This window comes from Coleofasciculus sp. E1-EBD-02 (assembly GCF_040218245.1).
Taxonomy (GTDB): domain Bacteria; phylum Cyanobacteriota; class Cyanobacteriia; order Cyanobacteriales; family Coleofasciculaceae; genus Coleofasciculus.
The window spans coordinates 24,123-47,618 of record NZ_JAVJQN010000070.1; the positions used below are offsets into that span (position 1 = coordinate 24,123).

15 protein-coding genes are annotated in these 23,496 nt (G+C 45.0%); 8 read left to right on the forward strand and 7 right to left on the reverse strand.

Annotated features, from left to right (window positions below; translation table 11 throughout):
* Positions 1-8: 8 nt before the first annotated feature.
* The gene (locus RIC07_RS12150) at positions 9-3,158 is read left to right on the forward strand and encodes an HsdM family class I SAM-dependent methyltransferase (RefSeq protein WP_446394759.1); all 3,150 of its coding nucleotides are present in this window, start codon (positions 9-11) and stop codon (positions 3,156-3,158) included.
* Positions 3,151-3,858 carry a hypothetical protein gene (locus RIC07_RS12155; RefSeq protein WP_446394760.1) on the forward strand — a complete coding sequence of 236 codons (708 nt, stop codon included), beginning with the start codon at positions 3,151-3,153 and terminating at the stop codon, positions 3,856-3,858. The genes RIC07_RS12150 and RIC07_RS12155 overlap by 8 nt, the downstream gene beginning before the upstream one ends.
* 450 nt (positions 3,859-4,308) lie before the next feature.
* Here the strand turns inward: RIC07_RS12155 and RIC07_RS12160 are convergent, their stop codons facing one another.
* The 3 genes from RIC07_RS12160 to RIC07_RS12170 all read right to left on the reverse strand — a co-directional run bounded on the left by RIC07_RS12160 (position 4,309) and on the right by RIC07_RS12170 (position 11,180).
* Positions 4,309-6,222: a DUF7453 family protein gene (locus tag RIC07_RS12160; RefSeq protein ID WP_446394761.1), complete on the reverse strand. Its 1,914-nt coding sequence runs from the start codon at positions 6,220-6,222 to the stop codon at positions 4,309-4,311.
* An 846-nt stretch (positions 6,223-7,068) separates the two neighbouring features.
* Positions 7,069-8,913, reverse strand: coding sequence for a DUF7453 family protein (locus tag RIC07_RS12165; RefSeq protein WP_446394762.1), 1,845 nt, complete (start codon positions 8,911-8,913; stop codon positions 7,069-7,071).
* Positions 8,914-9,581: 668 nt separating this feature from the next.
* A complete protein-coding gene (locus RIC07_RS12170; RefSeq protein ID WP_446394763.1) occupies positions 9,582-11,180 on the reverse strand; it encodes a DGQHR domain-containing protein in 1,599 nt (532 codons plus the stop codon).
* Between the two features lie 261 nt (positions 11,181-11,441).
* Here RIC07_RS12170 and RIC07_RS12175 point away from each other — a divergent pair, with 261 nt between their 5' ends.
* Both RIC07_RS12175 and dndB read left to right on the forward strand, forming a co-directional pair.
* Positions 11,442-11,633, forward strand: a complete 192-nt coding sequence (locus tag RIC07_RS12175; RefSeq protein ID WP_446394764.1) for a hypothetical protein — start codon at positions 11,442-11,444, stop codon at positions 11,631-11,633.
* Positions 11,634-11,697: 64 nt separating this feature from the next.
* Entirely contained in the window at positions 11,698-12,762 is a 1,065-nt protein-coding gene (gene dndB, locus RIC07_RS12180; RefSeq protein ID WP_446394765.1) for a DNA sulfur modification protein DndB, read from the forward strand.
* A 10-nt stretch (positions 12,763-12,772) separates the two neighbouring features.
* Here dndB and RIC07_RS12185 read toward each other — a convergent pair whose 3' ends face one another.
* Positions 12,773-13,948, reverse strand: a complete 1,176-nt coding sequence (locus RIC07_RS12185) for a DNA sulfur modification protein DndB (protein WP_446394766.1) — start codon at positions 13,946-13,948, stop codon at positions 12,773-12,775.
* 89 nt (positions 13,949-14,037) lie between these two features.
* Here RIC07_RS12185 and dndC point away from each other — a divergent pair, with 89 nt between their 5' ends.
* The 3 genes from dndC to dndD all read left to right on the forward strand — a co-directional run bounded on the left by dndC (position 14,038) and on the right by dndD (position 18,460).
* Entirely contained in the window at positions 14,038-15,657 is a 1,620-nt protein-coding gene (gene dndC, locus RIC07_RS12190; RefSeq protein WP_446394767.1) for a DNA phosphorothioation system sulfurtransferase DndC, read from the forward strand.
* A 65-nt stretch (positions 15,658-15,722) separates the two neighbouring features.
* A complete protein-coding gene (locus RIC07_RS12195; protein ID WP_446394783.1) occupies positions 15,723-16,364 on the forward strand; it encodes a restriction endonuclease subunit R in 642 nt (213 codons plus the stop codon).
* Positions 16,365-16,474: 110 nt separating this feature from the next.
* Complete coding sequence (dndD, locus tag RIC07_RS12200; RefSeq protein ID WP_446394768.1) at positions 16,475-18,460, forward strand: DNA sulfur modification protein DndD; 1,986 nt, start codon at positions 16,475-16,477, stop codon at positions 18,458-18,460.
* A gap of 378 nt (positions 18,461-18,838) precedes the next feature.
* Here the strand turns inward: dndD and RIC07_RS12205 are convergent, their stop codons facing one another.
* Both RIC07_RS12205 and RIC07_RS12210 read right to left on the reverse strand, forming a co-directional pair.
* Entirely contained in the window at positions 18,839-19,012 is a 174-nt protein-coding gene (locus tag RIC07_RS12205) for a hypothetical protein (RefSeq protein ID WP_446378980.1), read from the reverse strand.
* Positions 19,013-19,096: 84 nt separating this feature from the next.
* Positions 19,097-21,313: a hypothetical protein gene (locus tag RIC07_RS12210; RefSeq protein ID WP_446394769.1), complete on the reverse strand. Its 2,217-nt coding sequence runs from the start codon at positions 21,311-21,313 to the stop codon at positions 19,097-19,099.
* Between RIC07_RS12210 and RIC07_RS12215 the strand changes: the two genes are divergently transcribed.
* Positions 21,300-21,449, forward strand: a complete 150-nt coding sequence (locus RIC07_RS12215; RefSeq protein WP_446394770.1) for a hypothetical protein — start codon at positions 21,300-21,302, stop codon at positions 21,447-21,449. The two genes, RIC07_RS12210 and RIC07_RS12215, sit on opposite strands and share 14 nt — an antisense overlap.
* A gap of 231 nt (positions 21,450-21,680) precedes the next feature.
* On the opposite strand, the gene RIC07_RS12220 is transcribed toward RIC07_RS12215, so the two are convergent.
* Positions 21,681-23,012, reverse strand: coding sequence for an aromatic ring-hydroxylating dioxygenase subunit alpha (locus tag RIC07_RS12220; RefSeq protein WP_446394771.1), 1,332 nt, complete (start codon positions 23,010-23,012; stop codon positions 21,681-21,683).
* Positions 23,013-23,496 lie beyond the last annotated feature (484 nt).

Sequence of the window (23,496 nt, forward strand, 5' to 3'; positions counted from 1 at the left end):
CCTGTAGTATGTCGCAGTCTGGACTCCTAGAACTGGCTCACGAAAAGCTTTACTGGACTCATCCCAGCCAAATTTGGCAACCCACGGGAGCTGGAGCCAGTGTCTATGCACGGCTGGCTCAGGAAAAACTGGGTAGGACAATCAGGAATCTTCCAGATGGGGCGGGTGTACAAGTAGGAGTATTGGCGGCAAATCCCCATGGAGACGACACAGAAGCCCCCATTGCCATTGTCTGTGATTTCCCCAGACCCATATCAGAATCGACGCTTCGGGAAACCTACAAACTGGCATGGAGTTTCTCTCGCTCTCCATCTTTAATTACTACAGAACCTGACCGTTTACGAGTTTGGACGTGCTACGAAGAACCCCCAACTGAGTCTGAACTCTTGGCTCCAGTTGATGAAATGTCTAGGAGAGAGTTAGAAGCATCTCTCTCACAACAAGCGGCTGAAACGTTACGTCTCCATTGGGCTGAGTTGGTGTCGGGTCAGTTTTTCCAAGACCATCAAAAGCGGTTTCAACGCAGCAAATCGGCTGACCAATTGCTACTGAACAATCTCAAAAGTGTTCGTCAGCAACTCAAAAAACGGCGACTTGATTACAATACGATTCATGACTTACTAGCCCGGATTATTTTTATTCAGTTCCTTTTTGACCGGAAAGATTCCCAAGGAAATCCGGCTCTGAATCCAGAATTCCTAGATTATTTGCATGAAATTGGGGAGTTGTCAGCTCGATATAGTGGTTTACCTGAACTATTAGGTAACCATAGAGACACGTATCGGTTTTTCCGCTGGCTTAACGCTAGATTTAATGGAGATTTATTTCCGGGGAAAGGAGCCACCGAAGCAGAACGGGAAGCAGAATGGCGAACAGAGGAACACAAGGTAACTCAGCGACACCTTAATCTTCTCGCGGAGTTTGTTAGTGGTGAGCTAGAAATGGAAACTGGACAGAGATGTCTGTGGAAGCAGTATTCCTTTGATGCCATACCCCTAGATTTTATCAGCAGTATCTATGAAGAATTTATTCGAGAAAATACGACTGATAAAGGTGTTCATTACACACCAGGACACATCGTTGATTTTATTCTGGATGGTGTTCTGCCTTGGGATAGTGAAGTTTGGGATATCAAGATTCTTGATCCGGCTTGTGGCTCAGGGATTTTTCTGGTCAAAGCATTTCAGCGACTCATTCACCGATGGAAGAAAGCTCATTGGGGTGAGGAAATAACATCAAGCATCTTGAAATCTCTACTTGAGCGTAATTTATTTGGTATTGATATTAATCCTCAAGCTGTAAGAGTTGCCTCGTTCAGTCTCTACTTAACGATGTGTGACGAGATTGACCCTCGACGTTATTGGCAAGAGGTACGCTTTCCCCGATTGAGAGATAGACAATTAATCTGTGCAGATTTATTCCGAGAAGATAGAGAAGGGTTTCGCACACAATTAGATTCGGAGCAGTATGATTTAGTTATAGGTAATGCTCCTTGGGGAAAGAATAGTATGACCCCACTGGCAAAGTCTTGGGCAGAAGACAACCAATGGGAAACTTCTTACGGAGATATTGGTCTGCTCTTTTTGCCAAAAGCTGCTGCTTTGACTAAACCGGGTGGGCAAATTGCCATGATGCAACCTGCTCTTGCCTTAATCTTTAATCAAGTTGGTACGGCTAAAAAATTTAGAGGAAAACTGTTTTCACAATTCAAAATTGAAGAGATTGTCAATTTAGCTGCATTGCGTTTCGGACTTTTCAAAGATGCCATCTCTCCAACGTGCATCATTACAATGTCTGTAATGTCACCAGATGGTGAACCATTGATATACATCTGTCCCAAACCCGTTCTCACTAATCAAGATGACTATTACATAATTATAGAACCCCAAGATATTAATATAATCTATCCACAGGAAGCCATTCAAGATCCCTTAGTCTGGACAGCTTTAATGTGGGGAGGAAGACGTGATCTAACTCTGGTTCGGAGATTAAGTAAACTCAATAGTCTTGGTGAGATGGAAAAAAATGAGATGGTTGTGTCTACCCAAGGCATTATTAGAGGTAATCGCCAAAAGCGGGATGAAACGCTTATAGGAAAACGGATCTTAAAACAATTTCCCGATGAAACCTTTCTTTTCCTGAAAACTGAACAACTTGATATCAACAATGATCCTTACGCCGAACGACCAAGGACAAGGAAATCTATGGCTTTTCAATCACCTCAGTTGATGATAAAACAAAGTTGGCAGACTGAAACAAAAAGATTTCGTGCGGCAATAGCTAGATTGGATCAACAGACTCAAGAAGGTATTATTTGCACTGAAAGTTATGTCAGCGTTCATGTTGATGAAACTGATCTGTCAGTTTTAGAAGCGGCTTGCGTAAGTTACAATAGTAAGTTAGCCGTCTATTACCTACTTCTTTCAAGTGGACGCTTTGCCTCTTATATTCCGGAAGTGAAGCCAAAAAAATTATTGCGCGTACCAATCCCTAAGTATAGAGCAGTATTATTCAATAATATCGAAACGATTGAGGATGTAGATTTGTACATTCGTGAAGCATTTTCATTTAAAGATAGTGAGTGGGTATTAATTGAAGATCTCTTTGATTACACACTACCTGACTTTAAAGGAGATAATTCTTCGCCCGGTCGTCAAACAACCCGCCGTAGCTCTAAAAATAACTCAGAGTCAGTTTTGACGGAGTATTGCGAGTATTTCTTGCAAGTATTAAAAGCCGGATTTGGTCAAGATAAAAATGTATGTGCTACTATCTTCCAGGAACATAACACAGCTCACTTACCTATTCGTTTAGTTGCCATCCATCTTAAAGGAGCGGGTACTGAAGGGGTACAGATAGAACCTATCGACTCTTCTACTCTGTTGGAACAACTAAAGAGGTTGGATAAGTTATTTTTGGATAAAGCCAATCAAGACGACGGTGGAATTTTTTATCAACGTGTTGCCTGGATATATGATTCCGTTCAATTGAATGGTCAAACCGTTCCCACTATTTATTTAATTAAACCTGATAAAATTCGCTACTGGACTCGCTCTATGGCATTACGAGATGCTGATGAAGTCGCCGCCGATATTATGATGTGGCGTTCAGAATTAGACAAAACATCAGAAGTCATGGAGGAATCATCGCGTGGCTAAGAGAGGTCGAACCATTCCAGAGTTGAGATGGCGAGATACCCCTGATTTTGTTGCCGTTGCTAATAGTTGGGGTGGAGATGCCATGACGAATCTGGTAAGACTTATCTGGCAAGGATACGATTTACTTCAAAAAGACGTTTTATCAGAAATTGACTGCACTCAAGCTGAGGCGCAATTGGAAAGAAGTATCACTCAACTTCTTGAACGCAGAATTCGTAGATCTATGACAGGATACGAACCGTATGATGTTCAACACGAAGTCTATGAATTGGAGACGATGCACTCAGCACAATCTCAACCGCCTCAGTATGATATTGCTTTTGTTTTGACAGCTAACGAAAGAATTATATTTCCTTTAGAAGCTAAGGTTTTGAGGTCAGACAAAGCAGTTGCTCCATATTGTCAGGATATTCAAAATGAATTTCTGACTTGCCGATATGCACCCTTCTCTAGCGCCGGAGGAATGCTGGGTTATCTTTTTTCGGGTCAGTCAAGCCAAGCATTTAAGAATATTGCCAATACAGTCCCCTGTACATTGTCTCATCATCCCGATTTTTCAAACCGCGACCATAAAACTTCTGAGCATCAGCGCCAAGTTCCGGTGGGTAAAAATTACCCCAGGGATTTTTGTTGTCACCATCTGATTTTTCAGATTTTTGGAAACGTCAATTCAGCAAATCAGGCGTTGCTAGATACATGAATTATTGAACTTGCATGATATAGAAAACATAGCCATACCAATCGGAATACTGCTGATAGATTTCTATCTCTTGGAACTCATTATCGATATCCTGATTCGCTTGCGAATCATCGCTGTATTTCTGGCGTAAATCATCGAGTCTTTCCTTTAAGGGAGTATAATAATTGTCCCACCAGGATGATTCGGGAAGGACAAAATGACAGATTTGGCGATACCCTGACGCTTTTATATAGCATTACGCACTGGGGTTAGGACAAATGAAGAAAATTTAAAATCGCTCAATCCCTTGATGATCAAGCTTTTTTCTTCCCTATTCCCTATTCCCTATTCCCTATTCCCTGGCGCGTAGCGCTATATCATAAATGATCACGCGATCGCACTCCGCCAACCGATACCCTGTCCATACTATACCAGCGAGTCAGATACCCACATTTTCTCCTCAGCTAGAGTTTACTTCTGCTTGTGTCTGAGGACTGAACCTGCACCAATGGTACTAATCACCAGTAGCCCTAATCCTGTTGCTGGTTCGGGAACGGTAGTCGGTTCTTCTAGAGTAACCAATTCGTACCTGAGATTATCAAAAGCAAATTCTTCGTATCCCTCGTTAAACGTTATCTCAGCACGCAAAAACGGTGTGTTACTTTCGATACCAAAGAAACCACCCAAAAATTCAGGATCGGGTTGAGCATCACCCGAAAGCGTTCCCAGAAGGTTATCTGCAGCATCGAATAATTTCACCGTCACAGCATTTGCCAAAACCTCTTCATCAATAGGAACATCAAGGGGAAACCCTTCGTATTCACTTAAAGCAAAGCCAAATCCCAAGCGATTTTGGAGTTCGGGAAATATGACCGAGAGTAGCTCACCATCGAGATAAGGCTTGACGTTAGTACCATCAGGATAAGGGGGAGAGGTGATGGCTTCACAGCTTCCGGCAAGATTCAATGTAATGCTGGGTTGAGTGATGTTGTTGGTTTGAGGAATATTCGTGCTGTCGTAGAGACGACCTAAATGGATAACGTCGTCGATTATAAAATGAGGCGGTATGGTGAGCCCATTCCAGAATTCACAACCCTCAAAATGTCCAAGTCCATCAGCATAGTCAACCAAGATTTCCTGTCCGGAAAAATCATCGATTCCGATGGATTGAACCGTTGCCGGAATCGGCTTGGTGACCGTTCCTCCCCAGTCAAGGACAACGCCATCATCTCCTGGCTCAGCGCGGAAAATACCACTCGAACCGTCAGCTAGTTTTGCCAAAAATGCGACTTCACCTGCATCATTAAATCCTTTATTGGAGAAGGCTAAGCTAGTCACCGTAGAGCCAAAAAGTGGATCACCAATAGCAATCACCTTATCCGCAACGGGGTCAGAGCCGGTAAAAATCCCGTACTCTCCAGTGTCGAGTTGAGCGCCAAACGCTACAGTACCATTATTGTTGATGGCAGGACCATCAAGTAATACAAAAGTCCCGTCATCTCTGACCCTGCTAGAGGAAAAGGAACTGAATAGACCTCCAGTATCGGCGATGGTAGATAAAGAACCGTTGCTGCTGGTGAAGATGCCAGCGCTGCCATCATCTAGGGAAGCCCTGAAAGCCAGAGTCTCCTCATCGTTAAGTGAAAGGGTATGAAAGTCTTTGAATAAACTGTTGGTATCGGCTATTGGGGTAATTGAACTACTAGTAAAAATACCACTGCCCCCGCCCTCTAATAACGCTTCAAAAGCAACAGTTCCATTGTTATTTAGCGCCAACCGACCACTGTCGTCAGCCATGATTGTACGTCTGGCACCATCGCCAGTAACGATGGAAATGACATAATCATTGATATAATCATCATATTCTCTGAAAGCGACACTACCCTGGTTGTTAATCGCAACATCTCCGAACAGGATTCCGTCTCCAAAAAAACTTGTGGAATCTGTAGCAATAGTAGTAAAAGCGCCGCCGTTGCCAGTTGAGAGATTAAAAATAGGAGAACTGGGAGAACTGCCTTGTTCCACAAAAGCGACAGTATTGCTGTCGTTAATATCCTCAATCTGAAATTCCCCCATATTAGGGGTAATGCGGTTGAGTGATGCGCCATCGCCTGTAAAGATGAACTCCCGATTATAGTGGGTACGGTAAAAAGCGGAGGGTACAGGCCATTGGTCTAAGTCCAGTTTAGCCTGAAAGGCTACAGTTCCCTGATTGTTAATGGCGGGAGTGTTGTAAATATAAGTGTAATCATTAAAGTTATAGGGGCCGCTATCATCAAAAATGCGACTAAAGGTATAGGCATCAGCGTTTCCCGTCGCTAATAAGCTGAAGGTTAGACCCACGGCTGTTGCCATGGATAAGTGATTAATCATTGGGTGTTTCATCAGGATACCTCAAAGCAAGAAGTTGACTATAGAAGTTGGAGGGGTAGAGGGTTCGCCTATTATGAACCTTCTGTGCTTTCCAGGTACTTCCCTGCTTTTAGGATATTCTACCTCAGGTTGGGCAACAGGTTAATCATGTTGAGCTAGGAGAGGCGAGAAGGAAATACCTGCGGTTAAGCTGTCTTAAGCTGTCTGTTTTCAACAGGCTGGAAATATTTAGATGAGGTCGAGTCACCTACCATGCGTACTATTGTTGCCAGCCAAAAACACAAAACTAGAAGTCTTACTCTTTATTATTCTCCCAATACGATTGAAAGGCTGTGAAGATTTGATGAAGACTTGGCAATTAGATGAAGCTTTTGTAAAGATGGGGTAGGGTTGATGAAGCTGGGTTAAGGCAAATAACGCTCATTGGTCTCAACTTAAGGGACTGCCCCTACATCGATCGTGGAGAAGGCAGAAGCTGAAAGTCTTGCCTAGCTGCTATGTTCTGCTCTGCAAGGAGATTCTCACCGCACAGCGAGCCAGATGCCCACAGGACACAAGGTACTATGACATGTTTCAATGGGTGACAATACCGCTAAAAAGGAGACAGGGTGTAGGGTGTAGGGTATTGGGTATTGGGTGTGGGGAAATTTCACTCCTGTTTATAATCTCAAGGAGAGACTTGGGGAGCATCTTGATCCTCATTTTTTTATCCCGAACCGCCAGAACCGACCCGAAAAATCCCATCTAATCCTTGATCTTCCCGAAACCCTACCCCCTACACCCCACACCCCACACCCTGCCTACCCTTCACGTCCTTTGTCACCCCTTCAGATGAAATTTTTTCTCCTCAGCTAGAGTTTACTTCTGCTTGTGTCTGAGGACTGAACCTGCACCAATGGTACTAATCACCAGTAGCCCTAATCCTGTTGCTGGTTCGGGAACGGTAGCTGGTTCTGTAAGATCAACCAATTCGTACCTGAGATTATCAAAAGCAAATTCTTCGTATCCCTCGTTAAACGTTATCTCAGCACGCAAAAAAGGTGTGGTACTTTCGATACCAAAGAAACCACCCAAAAATTCAGGATCGGGTTGAGCCTCACCGGAAAACGTTCCCAAAAGGTTATAGGCCTCATCAAATAATTTAACCGTAACAGCATTTGCCAAAACCTCTTCATCAATAGGAACATCAAGGGGAAACCCTTCGTATTCACTTAAAGCAAAGCCAAATCCCAAGCGATTTTGGAGTTCGGGAAAGATCAGCGACAGTTGCTTACCCTCAAGCCCAAATGTAATGTTCGGTGAGGTAACGTTATTGGTATTGAGAACAGCCTCGCTGTCGTAGAGATGGCCGAGATGGAAAACATCGTCGATGATAAAATGAGGTGGCATGGTATAGTAATGACCAAAAGGCTGAATACCATCAGGATAATCAAGCCAAGTTTCCTGTCCGGAAAAATCATCGATTCCAATCAGGTTAAACGTTCCCGGAATTGGCTTAGCAACGGTTCCTCCCCAGTCAAGAACAACGCCATCGTCTCCGGGATCAGCGCGGAAAACACCACTAGAACCATCCGCTAGTTTCGCCCAGAATGCGACTTGACCTGCATCATTAAATCCTTTATTGGAGAAGCCTAAGCTGGTCACGGTAGAGCCAAAGAGTGGATCACCAATAGCAATCACCTTATCCGCAACGGGGTCAGCCCCGGTAAAAATTCCGGACTCTCCGGTTTCAAGTTGAGCGCCAAATGCTACAGCACCATTATTGTTGATAGCCGGACCATCAATTGATACAAAACTCCCGTCACCTCTGAATGTATTAAAGAAAAAGGAATTAAATGCTCCGCTAGTATCGGCAAGGGTTGTGAAGGAACCGTTACTACTGGTGAAGATACCTGCACTTCCATCATCTAGCCAAGCCGAGAAAGCCAGAGTATCTCCATCGTTAAGTGAAAGGTTGCCAAAGGATTTGAATGACCCATTAGTGTCGGCTATGGGGGTAATTGAATCTTCATTACCAGTAAAGATCCCGCGATCCCCGCCATCTAATAACGCTTTAAAGGCTACAGTTCCCTTATTATTCAGGTCAAATTGATCAGAGAGAGACTTAAAGGAGCCACTGGTATCAGCAATGGTTGTACGTGTTACACCATCGCTGATCATTAAGCCAAACATCACACTATCACTAGGTACAAAATCTTTGAAGGCGACATGGCCATCGTTGTTAATAGCGACATCTCCGAATAGGTCATCGAATATACCATAGGTAGTTGAATCGGTGGCAATATGAGTAGAGGTGCTACCATTGCTAGTTGAGAGAACCCATCCAGGAGCGCGAGGAGAACCGACTTTTGCCACAAAAGCGACAGTATTGCTATCATTAATATCCTGGATCTGAAATTCCCCCCTATGAGGGGTAATGGGGGTAAGTGATGTACCATCACCGGTAAAAATGAATTCCCGATTATAGTTAGTAAAATAGTAATAATTACCTAGAGGCAATTGGTCTATGTCCAGTCTAGCGGTAAAGGCTACAGTTCCCTGATTATTTATGGCGGAATTTCCTATTCCTATACTGTTATAGGGACCGCTATCATCAAAAATGCGACTAAAGGTATAGGCGTTAGCGTCTCCCATCGCTAATAAGCTGAGGGTCATACCCATTGCTGTTGCCATGGATAAGCGATAAATGGTTGGGTGTTTCATTGGGATACCTCAAAGCAAAACGTTAACTGTAGAAGTTGGAGAGGTGCAGGGTTAGTCTATCATGAACCTTCTGTGCTTTCTAGGTACTTCCCTGCTTTTGGGATTTTCCACCTCAAGTGGGACAACAGGTTAGTGATGTTGATTTAGGCAAGGCGATGGGGAAATACCTGCGGTTAAGCTGACTTTTTATACAGGCTGGAAATATTTAGATGAGGTCTACTCACCTTAAAGGTTTACTTTTTTGCCAGCTAAAAACGCTAAAATAGAATATCTACTCTCTATTATTCTCCCAACCGGGTTAAAAGGTTGTGAAGATTTGATGAAGACTTAGCCGTTAGATGAAGCTTGTGTGAAGATTGGGGGCGGTGGGCGAGTCAATAAAAGTGATCGGTTGTCCGATTAACTCGGATACAGAGACTCACCCCTACAGCCCTGACATTGGATATATATTTATTTAAAACTGTCGCACACCATAGGGGTAAGATAGATCGGGTTAACCTGTATCAATTCATCGCGCGATCGCATCCTGCAAGCCAATACTCTATCTCTGCTATTTCGGCGGGTAAAGGGCGACCCGATAAAATTGAGTGGACACCGTTTTTACTTGGTGCAAGCGGGTCGCCCCTACCGTTACAATTACCCTTCAATTCCACACAATCTATCAGCATTCACAACACAGGTGGAAGTCCCACGTCTCTGGGCTTGACAAACTTACCATTAAACCCAACGGCTTTCCCTTCAATTGTTCTGGCTTCGGCTAATTCTCGCCGCAGTTCTGCCTTTTCCATTCCATCCTCTGTCCCCGCAATAATATAAATCAGTAATCGGGCGGCTAAGTCCCGTCCTGATACCATGATCCGCTTCTTATTCGGGTCAAATAACACCCCATACCACAGGGATTGGGGCGTCTCCATCTGACTAAATCCTCCTTCGGTATCGTATTTACAGAGTTTCTTAAATACCGTTTTTAGCGATAACTTTTTCTGAAATACTACAATTCCTAACGCTTGGGTAAAGGCAATTTGCCCCACGGGACGGAAGAGGATATTCCCCTCACCGCCATTGTTCTCAAAGCTGAAGCGGCGTAACTGGGGGGTTTCTTCTCCTTGTTCTAACCGTTGATAACTGGGTAAGCTGGCTAAGTGGTCAAAAAACTGATTAAAGGTGTCAATTCCCGCTTCTAATTCCTCATCATCGGGACGCATCGGGATTAACCCTTTCTTCTCCGGCGGTTTCCAGTGGGGAAATTGATGGTCTAGATACCGTTGAGACATTTCATTTAACGCCTGGAGGGTGGTTAATACAGTGGATTTGGCGGCGACGGTGGCGCTATCCCAATTAACACGGGGATTGCGTCCAGGGACTTCTTTTAATAAGGGATGGTTGACGGCAATTTTGCGGGCGACGATGGAAAAGCCGTCATTTTCATTTAATAGCGCCAGTTGTCCTTTACTTAAGCGTAATGCCATTAAGTTGACGTGGACAAAAATAGACCGGACGCGCCGTCTTGCGGCTTCTCGGGTTTCGCCTTTGGCGACGGCGGGGATAAATTCGATGCCGATTTTTTCCTGGGCGAGACTTTGTAAGTAGGCGGGCTTGAGTTGGTATTCGTCGATGAGGTCGTCTATGGTGATTACACTGCCCACGGGTTTCTTGTTTTTGTTGTAACGTTGCAATCTTCCGGTTTTGAGTAAGGTCATTAGTCCCTGAACACCCATGAGTCGGTGTTGACCATCTAGGGCGAAGATGGACACGGAAGGGGATATATCTAGGAGTCCCACGGTTTGGTTTTGGTCGAGGGGAATGAAATCTGCGGCGGATTGGCGGGCGCGTCCTTGTTTATCCCATTCCTTAGCTTTGGGATTGTCTACCCAGGTGGGGCTGTGAACGACGAGAACGGCGGGGAATTTGTGGGCTTGGCGGGCGGCGAGGTATTGGGTGAGGGGGGCTTGACGGGACCAGTCGAGGGGTCGTTGCAGGATTTCATCGACGGTTTCTTCATCCCGGATGACGTTATCGGTTTGGGGGTCGAATTTTTGCCGGAATAAGGGAAGTTGGGAGGCGAAGCGGACGCGGCTATCTAACCATTCGAGGGTGACAGACCCGATAAAGGCTTCGGTACTCCCCATCTGGGTTTTCTGGACGAGAAGGCGATCGCTTCTGGCTAAATGGCGATCCAATAGCAGGGCTAGCGCCTGTCGATCCTGGCTGTCTTGTTCCAGGATTTGGCTGGCGATGTCTGCTTTTGGCTTGTCAGGGCTACTCATCGGTTTTATACTATTTTAGTCCGTTTTTAAAAATAACTGATTTAATATTTTTATGTCAAACAGGTTTTTAAAAACCAAAATTGTGCCATACTGAGGTTAGGGGAGTATTGCCGAGTCATCTTTGGATCACCAGAGGGCTTCCCTAATGCATCAACGAAATACCTGTGAGGGCGTGTAGGGGCGGGTTTAGGAACTAGGGCTAGCTTGTGACCGATAAATGAACAACAAAACCCGCCCTGACCCAAAATTGGAGTGATTAAAATGAATGATTCAGTAAAGGTTTTAGACCCGAATTCTATCGAGGCGTATCGGACACGAGTGCAGTTACTAGCAGGTGAGTTGAACGCTGCAAAAAATCAGGTTGCGCGTGTGAATATTGCCTTAATGTTAGCGGATGCAGCAACAACATTAGCACGGCTGGAACACGATGAGTTACAAAATCAAAATTCCTAATCGGTAAATCAATGTAAATCAACCCAACTTTATTACTAAACCTATGACCAAGGACAAAGGACAAATGACCAAGGACCAAGGACTAATTCCTTCCTTCGAGTACGTTTTACCCGCCATCCGAGGGATTCAAGCGGGACGGGAATATTATGTGTCGATGTGTCCAGTGCGATTTATTCCTAAGCTGTTTGCGAGGGAGGATGAAGAGAATCCGCCGGATCAGAGAGTGGCGCGATCGCTAAATTCTAAACGAGTCCCAGATATTGCCAACTATATATTGAATAATCCGGATAATTATACCGTTTCCGCGATTACCGCCGCCATTGACGCTGATATTAATTTTGAACCGATTGGTACAGAGAAAGCAGGGCGAAAAATGGGGCGCTTACGAGTTCCCATGGATGCGCGATTTCAGATTACCGATGGACAACATCGCTGCGCGGCGTTTGAATGGGCGCTGAAGCAGAATCCGGCGTTGGGGTATGAGACGGTGGCGGTTATTTTAGTGTTGGATATTGGCTTGCGCTATTCCCAGCAGATGTTTTTGGATCTCAACCGTTATGGGGTTCATCCAGATGCGTCATTGGCGATTCTCTACGATCATCGCCATCCCCAGGCGACTGTGGTCAAAGCAGTGATTAGAAATATTAATGTGTTCCGAACCCTAACAGATAGGGAACATCGGACATTACCCGTGCGATCGGGGAAGCTATTTACGCTGCATACCCTCTATAATGCTACCTCTATGCTGTTGGCGGATTGGCAGACGGCTGACTTGGAACAGCAGATTGATTTGGCAATCCGGTATTGGCAAGCAGTGAGTTATTGTATTCCAGATTGGGAGGCGGTGAGACAACGGACTGTAAGCGCCAGGGAGATGCGCCAGGATTATGTTCATAGTCACGCGATCGCACTTTTGGCATTGGGGGCGGTAGGGTCAGTGTTACTCTCCGTTTATCCCCATAGCTGGGAGGAACGGTTGCAGGAATTGCGACGGGTTGACTGGTCCCGTTCTAATCCCGATTGGGAGGGGCGAATTATGGTCAAGGGTCAGATTTCGCGATCGCGAACCAGTGTCGGGCGCATGGTGGCTTATTTGAAAGGATATTTGGGTTTACCGTTAACAAAATGATCACCACTATTTACATCCAAGCTAATTTTGCCTTAGCTACACTCACCGCTATTCTGATCGGGCTGGCACTGGCTGAGATTTTGTAAGGTTTAGATGGGTTTTTGGGATTGGGGTCTTTTTTGATAATATTTCCCTGCCAAAGCTCACTGGCTGTTGACCAATCCAGTTGGGCAAGTTGGGAGACTTTTTCAGTGTCAAATGTATAAATACCTCGGTTCAATGTTAAGTAGAGCAAGCGTCCAAGAATGTCTAGTCCAACACTCCTACCTAAAATACAGTCTTCTTTGAATGTAGCAATGTCTTCAACAGTCAAGTCATCAGCATTAGTTTCACAAATGTATTGTGTTTGACTGCATTCTGAGAAAAACTGATTTAGGCAACTCGCTAAGGCGTCAGAGGCTTGATCAACGTTGTGTTCTTTCAGAGCATGATTTGGATCATTACTAAAGGCACAACTTACTAATTTAGCTATATAATTCGTTGTGTAAATCAATTTCCTTTTTGTAGATGGAGAATTTTTAATGCGTTCTGTCTTATCTTCAAACATGGAAACTTGCTCGATTAAATTCTTGGTAATGCCAACTGTACCTTCAAATTCACCAAAGGACAAAAGTAGAGATTTATCCAATGCTTTAGTTTGAGCCATATCTCTAAAATCAGTCTGGCATTGTCTAAAATCACCCTCTAAAACCAGCGTTATGGGAAAATCATTATCCGCAACTGACTCGCCATCAGGACTTTCTATGAGTTCGTGAATTGCACGCTTGCGATGCTGTCCATCCGTAACATCTAACTTAACACCACGAGGAATAATGACTAGACAAATTCCCCTGCCCAATTCGATTACCTCAATCTTCTCTGGATCAACATTGGCGGTTAGGGTTCCGACAATCCAGGGTTTGTCTTTACCAATACGATTGAGGATATAGTGTTTAATTTCATCCGTATGTCCTTTTACCTCTGGACGATTTTTACCCGAATCAGGATTGTTATCCGTGGAGGGTTTAGCTTGAAGAAGAGTAGGCAAATCATCGGCAGGAACGTTAATCTGGATCATTTGACGCTTGCCCTGCCGGAAAATCAGCCCAGGATAGCACTTTTGACGGTGATGCTTGGCAAAGTACGGCTCAAGCACTTCATCAAGCCGCTGATTGGATTCAGACTCGAGGAGGTTGTAATCAGACATATAAACCAATAAAATCAGTGAAACCTTATATATCTATTCTAATTATGTCTCGCTGGAAACGGAAACCGGGAAAATACGGACTTTGAACTATGACACAAGCCCATCAGACTTCTCTCTTCCCACCACGTACTGTGGCTGAGTTAGTGGAAGATATACAGAAGCTAACAGCAGAAATTCAAGATTTATACTGTCAAGATGAAATACCCTTCGTTATTGGCTGGAGTGGCGGGAAAGATAGCACAACTGTATTACAGTTAATCTGGAATGCGATCGCCGCATTGCCACCGGAAAAACGGAGGAAAAAGATTTACGTGATCACAACAGATACGCGGGTAGAAAATCCGATTGTCTCTACCTGGGTTCGTAAATCCTTGGAACGAATGAAGCAGGCGGCAAAAGAGCAAGAAATGCCGATAGAACCCCATTTGCTCTATCCGAAAACTGAACAAACATTTTGGGTAAACTTAATTGGCAAAGGATATCCAGCACCACGCAACCAATTTCGTTGGTGTACCGAACGTCTGAAAATTCATCCGGCTAACCATTTTATCCGTGAAGTCGTTCGCATGAATGGTGAAACAATTCTGGTTTTGGGTACTCGTAAAGCAGAAAGTGCTAAACGTGCTGCCACAATGGAAAAGTATCAAGCAGGTAGACTTCGCGATCGCCTCAGCCCTAATGGGAGTTTACCCAACTCTCTGATTTACTCTCCGATTGAAGATTGGCGCAACGATGAAGTGTGGCTTTATTTGATGCAGTGGCAAAATCCTTGGGGTAATAATAATAAAGACTTATTCTCCATGTATCAGGGCGCAACAGCCGATAATGAATGTCCTTTAGTGGTTGATACCTCAACTCCTAGCTGTGGGGATTCCCGGTTTGGTTGTTGGGTTTGCACCATGGTTAATAAAGATAAGTCCATGGAGGCGATGATCCAAAATGATGAGGAGAAAGAGTGGATGCAGCCTCTGCTGGATATTCGCAACGATTTGGATATTAAAGACGATCACGATAAGAGAGACTTCCGCCGTATTTACGGTAAAGTCGAACTCTTTGAACGCAATGTTGATGGTGAAATCTCAGTTAAACCGATTCATGGTCCCTATACGAAATACTGGCGGGAACATTGGTTAAGACGAGTTTTAGAAGCCCAAACCCATGTCCGGAATACTGCGCCCCCAGAGATGCGCGACATCACTCTGATTACCTCAGAGGAACTTAGTGAAATTCGCCGTATCTGGTTAGAAGAAAAGCATGAATTTGACGACAGCTTACCTCGCATCTATGAAGAGGTTACAGGCGAACCCTTCCAAGATTCCCGCCCTAGCGCCGAACGCAAACTTTTAGGGAGTGATGAATGGACAGTCTTAGAAGAAATCTGTGATGCGGATGAAATGCATCTGGAACTTATGGCAAAACTTCTAGACACTGAACGCCAATATCATACTAAATCCCGACGGGGTATTTATGAAAGCCTGGAAAAATGCTTTAATAGCAGTTCTCGTTCTAGAGAAGACGCAATTGACCACGCCCATTATCAGCGACACCTGAAAAATACGGTTCAAGATATCAAACAGGATTTATCGGACGTTCACGAATTGAGACAGGCTTGGGATAAGCCGAAGCAAGAGACATCTAAACAGCTATCCTGGGCGAGTTTGAAATTCCCTGAACCCGATTCTAAGGATACTGAAGATGTAGACGAATAGCCAAAACATTGTAGAGGCGTTGCATGAACGTCTCTACAACCGATATTCATATTCTATTTTGGGTTATGGTGCAAACAATTCCAGCAAGAACGATTACTTTACATGACCTGGAAACTAAATTTGGTCTTACATTCATTGAAGATGATCAGTTTTTCCGGGAATGGCAAGATGATTTACCCGATATTACCGACTCAGACAAGCAACGCCTTGACCGAGTAAAAGCTAGCTATATTCATTTACTCAAATATCCACCTCTGCTAGAAAACACGGTCAAAATGGTCATCCTGTCTCCTCTTCTGGATTTGGCGGGATTTTATTTACCGCCATTCCATATAAAATCCGAAAAATCGGTCGAAGTTTTGGCTGATGACGGTGACATTAAAGTTAGAGGAGAGATTGATGTCTTAGCTTTAGGGGAACCGATGTGGATTGCAGTGATTGAATCTAAACAAGCCGCATTCTCACTAGAGGTAGGTATGCCACAAATCCTAGCCTATATGCTAGCTAATCCCACAGCAGACACGCCAACTTATGGACTGATCACGAATGGCAGTAATTTCATTTTCCTGAAACTGGCGAACCAAGAAACAGAACAGTACGCTTTGTCTCGATTATTTTATATCCTTAATCCGGGAAATGACTTGTATAATGTGTTGCGAATTTTAAAACATCTCGCTTCGTTCGTAGTAGGCACTTTAGTGCCATAAGCGCTAAAGCGCTTACTACAAACTTACGACAAATACTTAAGTTAGTGACATTTATATTAGATTGAAGATTATCCCTGATTTTATACCCCCGTCCACATTAACCCCTGACTATGATATTCCTGGAACTCGCCCTGCAAAACTTTGGTCCCTATCAAGGGCGACAAGTCATCAACCTCCGTCCCAAAACCACTAATTCTACCCATCCGATTATTCTATTTGGCGGGATGAATGGGGGTGGAAAAACCACCCTGATGGACGCCATTCGCCTCACTCTCTACGGTTCCCGCGCCCAATGTTCCACTAGGGGGAATTTAAGCTATAACGACTTTCTCAATCAATGCGTTAACCGTAACACTCCCCCCACAGAAAAAACCCGTATTGAATTAGCCTTTGAAGTCGTAGAAGAGGATAAACCTAGGATTCTCAGAATTGTTCGCTATTGGACAAAAGACCCCAAAGATGGGAAAGACACTTTGGGTATTTTAGTCGATGAAGAGTGGCCCGATAAAGCCCTGGCAAATACCTGGGATGACTATATCGAAAATCTGCTTCCCTTGGGTATCTCCAACCTGTTTCTCTTTGATGGGGAACAAGTCAAAGAACTCGCGGAACTGGAAACCCCACCTCCTCTAGTGGTAAGTGCGATTCAATCCCTGCTGGGGTTAGAATTGGCTGAACGCTTGTCCACAGATTTAGATATTCTGGCTAGTCGCAAGCGCCGGGATATTGCCAATCAGAAAGAACTGGAAACCTTAGATAATATTGAAGCCAAACTTATTGACCAAAAAGAAAAACAGGAGGCGGCGACACAAGACTTAAGCGCCCTAAAATCTAAACTGGACTATGCCGCAAAAGAACAGCAGTTAGCCTCGGATAAATTTGTCTCCGAAGGCGGTAAACTTGCCAGCGAACGCAGTCAACTGGAAGCCCAATCGGAAATACTGATTGAACAAGCAAATCAGGTGCGTCAAGAAATGCGAGACTTGGCGGCGGGTGTACTTCCCTTGTCTCTGATTTCTCCGCTATTGAAACAAGCGAAAGCCCAAGCCGAACAGGAACAAAAACAGCACCAAGTTAAACTGACGCGGGATGTGTTAAAAGAACGGGATACTCGGTTAATTCAGTATATTAAAAAGATTTCCTTGACACCTAAGCGAGTCAATCAGATTCAATCGTTTCTAGAGACTGACAACCAAGAACTGGATCAAGAAATTGCCGCCCAAGATGAACCGTGGTTATTGGCAGATGAAGCCGCTATCACTCGCCTAGAAACCCTGCTGAACTATGAACTTTCAACCGCCCAAACCAACGCCCAAAGCCAACGAGAACGTCTGCAAACCCTAGAAACTGAAATCGATGCTTTAGAACGGCAAATTGCTACGGCTGCATCGCCTGAAGCCTACAACACCCTGAAACAGGCATTTACTGACGCCCAAAATCAAGTGGTTAAGGTTAAAGCGGCTTACGAAAATGCTTCTCGCCGTTGTGAGGAAATCAAGAACCAAATTGCCAAAACGAAAAAAGAGTTAGAAACCTATGCGGATGAAACGATTAAACTGAAAAATAATCAGCATATTATTAATTCTATTGCCAAGGTGCAAACCACGTTAGAATTATTTCGGGAGAAATTAACTCTGAAAAAACTCAACAAACTGGAAATCGAAGTTACCGAATGCTTCCGTTATCTGCTGCATAAATCAGACTTAGTTCACCGCGTCGCTATTGACACCCAAAGCTTTAGCCTGTCTCTCTATGATCCGGAAGGACAACCGATTCCCAAACATCGTCTCTCTGCGGGGGAAAAACAATTGTTAGCGATTTCCTTTCTGTGGGGACTCGCCCGTGTTTCTGGACGCCAGCTTCCGGTGGCGATTGATACACCGTTAGGACGGTTAGATTCCTCTCACCGGAGTAATTTAGTGGAACGGTATTTTCCCACGGCGTCTCATCAAGTTATCCTGTTATCCACGGATACTGAGATTGGACAAACTGAGGTAAAACGCCTGCGCGAATTAGACGCCATTGCCCAAGAGTATTGCCTGAATTATGACCCGAAAGAACGGCAAACGATTGTGGAACCGGGTTATTTTTGGTAAGAATTGGGGGAGAATGGGTTGGGGTGGTTTCGCGATACGTTCTGTCGAACAGGCTTCGCCAACGCCTTTTCCCGGCTGATTCCTATCGGGGCTAACGACAAGGTAGAGGGCGGAATGCATAAGGCATAAGGGATATATAGCGCTACGCATTGAGGTTAGGACAATAAAATTGGGTAAAAAGGGAATAGGCAATAGGCAATAGGCAATAGGGGAATGTCCTCACGTATACCCGTAGTGCTATAACGATAAAGTACCCCAGCACCAACCTTTCTGGGCGCAAGCCTTGCGCCCCTACACCCTACACCCCTACACCCCACACCCCACACCCTACACCCCTACACCCCTACACCCCCACACCCTACACCCCTACACCCGCCCTTATTTGGCATCTCCGGGTTTTTTTAATGTCGCCAAATATTTACTCAGCGCTTCTGCTAACTCTTGTTCTGGGGATTGCTTTTTCGCTGGAGGTTTTTTCTTCGGTGCAAAGCCACCAAAGAACCACATCCAAAACAAGGCATACATTGCAATTATTACAAAACCAGACATCATAACAATAAATCCTAAAAGACACTCGTGAAACAAGTCTGCTGAAATTCTTCGCGATAGAATAAATTCTATCCGGATAAAATTCAGCTAGTTAGCACCCTCTTTTAGCGATTTCAATACAATTTTATCCTCTATTATTTCAATAGTCTGGTTTTCTACCTGAATTTGGGGATTGAATCCAGTTCTTAAAACCTCAACCTCAGGCGCTGTCCCGGATTGAACCGTCATCACCACAATAAAGCGATCGCGCCCTGTAGCTTGAATCATTCCCCCTGTCTCACTAGGGATAAATTCCAGGTTCACGTCAGAGGGTGTAATAAAAATCCCCTGCATCGTCGCCCCGGATTCCGCCTCTAGGGTAAACTGTTGATCCTGAATCGTTACATTTTCCTGGGTATGCATAATCCAGGTTTGATCTTGTCCTTCGGCGTCAACCACCTGATCCACGAGGACAAACAACCCCGGTACACCGGATGCACCACTATAATCTACTGCGAGCGATCGCAACCAATTCTGGTGTTGTAAACTAACCATACCTGACCCATCGGCACTTGCCTGAAATCCTGTCAGTTTCGCCGTCTTCCCTGCCTGTTTTTCCGGTAACAACACCACATTTTCGTCTCTCTGTGTCCCATCAGAGGCAGATCCCGCCGTCGCCCAGCGCCCTCCTAAGCCCCAAATCCGGAAACTTCCCGCATCGGGAAATGACCAATGTCCGCCTTTGGGTTTCTCTCGCTTGACAAAAATACTGGTAACAAAATCATTTTCATCTCGCCACTGATTGCGGAACGTAAAGAAGCCTTTTTGGGCATCCACCACTACCCGCCCCCATACCTCTGCGGGGTTCTGGGGGGTTACGTCTTGGGGATATTCAGCGAAAACATACGCGGCTTCATGGGGTAACTCAATGCCAAAACTATTATCCCCATTCCTCCCCCAATGGCGGTTAAAAAACCACATTACCCCCGGTAGCAGCCGTTCCGGGACTATCCCCAATCCTACTGCAAACAGAGAACCCGTGGGGCTTAAGCGATGACGCCCATAGCTGGGAATCGCCACTTCCCCGTCTTCACCTACCATCCGGGTTACATACTGAGGTAGAAACCAAGCCCCATGCGATCGCGTGACCAAATCTTCCCCTAACACCGTCTGATACGCTTGTAAAAAGGGCATCACCGTGAGAAACCAGGGTTCGGTACTGTAATGATCACCCTCAGACCCAAAACCGCGATCGCCAATGCCAATGGTAAGATAGCGTTTAATATTCCGTTCCGCCACTTTCAGCCAACGCCGAGTCTCTACATCCCCCTCCTCCAGTAGCGCCAACGCCGCTAACCCAGCCGCCCCTCGCGCCCTCGCATTCCAGTTACTCGCCGGGTTAGGATTCCAGCCATCACCTGCCGTTCCTTTCACCAGCAGGGCGGTTTGAGTCGCTAACCAATCGGCTACCTGTTGTACCTGTTCCTCATCCCAAGCCGAGTGACACAAATCATACGCCAACGCCACACCTGCAACTACTGTAGAATGTTCCAGTAAACGGTGTCCGGGTTGGTTCATGGAATTAACCGTAATCTGCCAAGCGGTTGCAGCAGCAGCTTGATCCTGCTGGATTAGGGAGAGGAAACAATACCCAGCCGCGTGATAGCCCCCGGTTGGCACATAGCCATCGTAATAGATGGGTTGATCAAGACTCCGTTGCAACTGTGCCAGAATTGCCTCACCCTTGGGCGTCTTAGCCTGTTGACGCAATTGGGGAAGTTGATCTGGGCGAAAAATTAACCGAGGATGTTCTTGGGGGCGCAGAGGACGATGATTTGCCACAGGTTTTGACCAATGGGGGCGAATAATTCCCTGGACTTCTCCCTTGACAGGTTGGTCATTTAGGGTTCCAGAATAAGTGCCAATTAGTTGATTATCATCATGCAAGCGCACTTGGATATCATACTCTGCTTGTCCGTCCAAAGATTGCCAAGGATCAGGATAAATTTGCATCTGCACATCCAGATTCCATAACCGTCCCCGTTGACTCCTCTGGAGAATTCCCTGATGATCCGCCTGATTGAACTTTGGCGCAAATCCCCACACCTCGCGATCGCACTTATTCGCATCACAGACTAAATCGAGGATAATATCCTGATAAACGGGTTCCCCTTCCCAGGTTTTCCATACCCCACGTTTCAGGGTTAAACGGATATCCCCGGATAACATAGCTGGATCAATCATTTCTGCTGGGGAAGGATGAGAACCGCCTAGCCAGAAGAGAAATGACGCAGCTATAAAATAGAGGATTTTGTTATTCGTCATTTGTCATTGGTCATTGGTCATTGGTCATTTGTCATTGGTCATTTGTCATTTGTCATTCGTCATTCGTCATTCGTCATTCGTCATTGGTCATTGGTCATTTGTCATTGGTCATTTGTCATTGGTAAGGCGTCTGTAGGGGCGACCCGCTTGCATAAATTAACAACTCTCATCCACTCAATTGGATCGGGTCGCCCTCTCCTCAAACTGATGCTACACAAACGAGTTTCTCCTTTGGTCTCCCCCATGGAACAAAAAGCAAAGCATCCTTTGGTCTCCCCCTTTTGAAGGGGGACGGGAGGGGGATCTAAAAGGAAAGAGGGGGATCTAAAAAGTGGAATACCAATGCTTGATAAAACCAGATAACCCTCTATCGTTGAGCATGAATATAGTCTACAAAATAGAATCGGGGTTCTAGCCAAACTTTCAACCAAGTGAATCCAGCCAAACCCAAAAATGCCATAACCATTAACGGTAAACCCAGACGCAATCGCAACACATCGGGAAGTAAAGCAACGCCAGAAACTGTTAACACAAAGCCCCCCAAAAGTACAACTTGTAAACGCTGCACCGTTTTCAAAGCGGTGCTACAGCTACGACAATGCTGAGTATGTTGTCGATAACGATCCAGCACTTCCTGGCGGTTATCGTTGATAGAAATTGTATCTGAAGAATTTAGCCCCACCTGCTTCCAAGGTAAAGTTCCTTGGCAGTATTTATCAAACCATTTACGAAACTCAATCACAAAGCGATCGGCACTGGTTAGCAATTTATAAGCCGTTTTCCAACTTTCCTCTGATTGGCGTTGTTGGAAAAAACGTTCTTGTTGATGCAACAAAATCATATCCCCATCCAGTACCAGATTGCGGACAGTGATATGATTCCACCAGCGAGGGGTTAACCGCGATAATGTTTTGGCAAAATTACGCGGAAACTGAGCTACTATCCGTGATTTACCGGGAGCAACTGGGATACAGTAGGTTACCAATCCTACCTGCTTACCTTGATCGCCAAAACTGATAGCATATTCCAAATAACAAGGCGGTTCAAATGTCATTTTTGTGTTAAAACGTCCGACAGTATTCCCCTCAATTCGATTGGCATTTGATTGGACAATTTCAATAGCAATGGGCTGGGCTTGATCGCGATTTCCCTGAACACCGTGATGGGCAAAGGGAACATGGCTAGGATCAGCAATATTTTCCACTAAGGTTTGCCAATCATAGTCTAAGTCACGCACCATCGAAGACCAAACAAACCCTTTACTGGCATCAACTTGAGGCGACAAGGGGCGAGGAGTAGCCGCCGCTAGTTCTGGGGAATCGGCATGGGGCCACACCCAAAGTAAATCATTTTCCTGGCAACAGGGAAGGGTTTGTATACAGATATTATCTTGATTCTTGGTCACGAGTTGGGGATTTTCGGCTTGAGGAATCTGAGTACAGATGCCTTGAGAATTAAATTGCCAACCATGATAACTACATACCAACTTTCCTGTCTTTTCATCAACACGCCCTTCGCTTAAGGGTGCTAACCGATGAGGACATTGATCGAGAAAAACACGATAGGTTGGTGAAGAAGGCGGTTTCCAAATCACCAAGCGCAACCCCAAAAGGGTGACGGGAGTGGGTTGTTTGGGGTCGAGATCTTCAACCGGCGAGAGGGGATACCAATGTTGAAAGAAGTTAAATTCGCTTGACATAAGTGGGTTATCCTATAAAAAGGTAAAAAACGGAAGGCTTTAAGGTTTATGATACCTGCTTTTTACCCCATGTTAATAGGTCTGACTTGTCACGGCATGTGGCGCAACGCGAGTGTTGAATTGTGTAGGGGCGGGTTTCACTACTATCTTTTCGGTGACACCCGGATGTGACTAAACCCGCCCCGACTCAGGTTTCTTGCATTAATTAACAACCCTAGAAACAGGGCGAGTTTACATAAGTTACCCGTTTTGGCTGACAGGTTATCGGTAAAACCCGCCCCTACAGACGGTCGGATTGCCCTCTCCTCAATTTTTACTTGACACTATAGCACGTCAGTGATATTACTTATGCCCGCCAATAGTTCTGCTATTCATAACCGATACCACTCTTATCCAAGGAACGTTTAGACGTAAATTAAAATTAACTAAGTCTAAATTATCTATCATTTCCTATAATTTTATAACTTCCAGGAAAAAAATACTG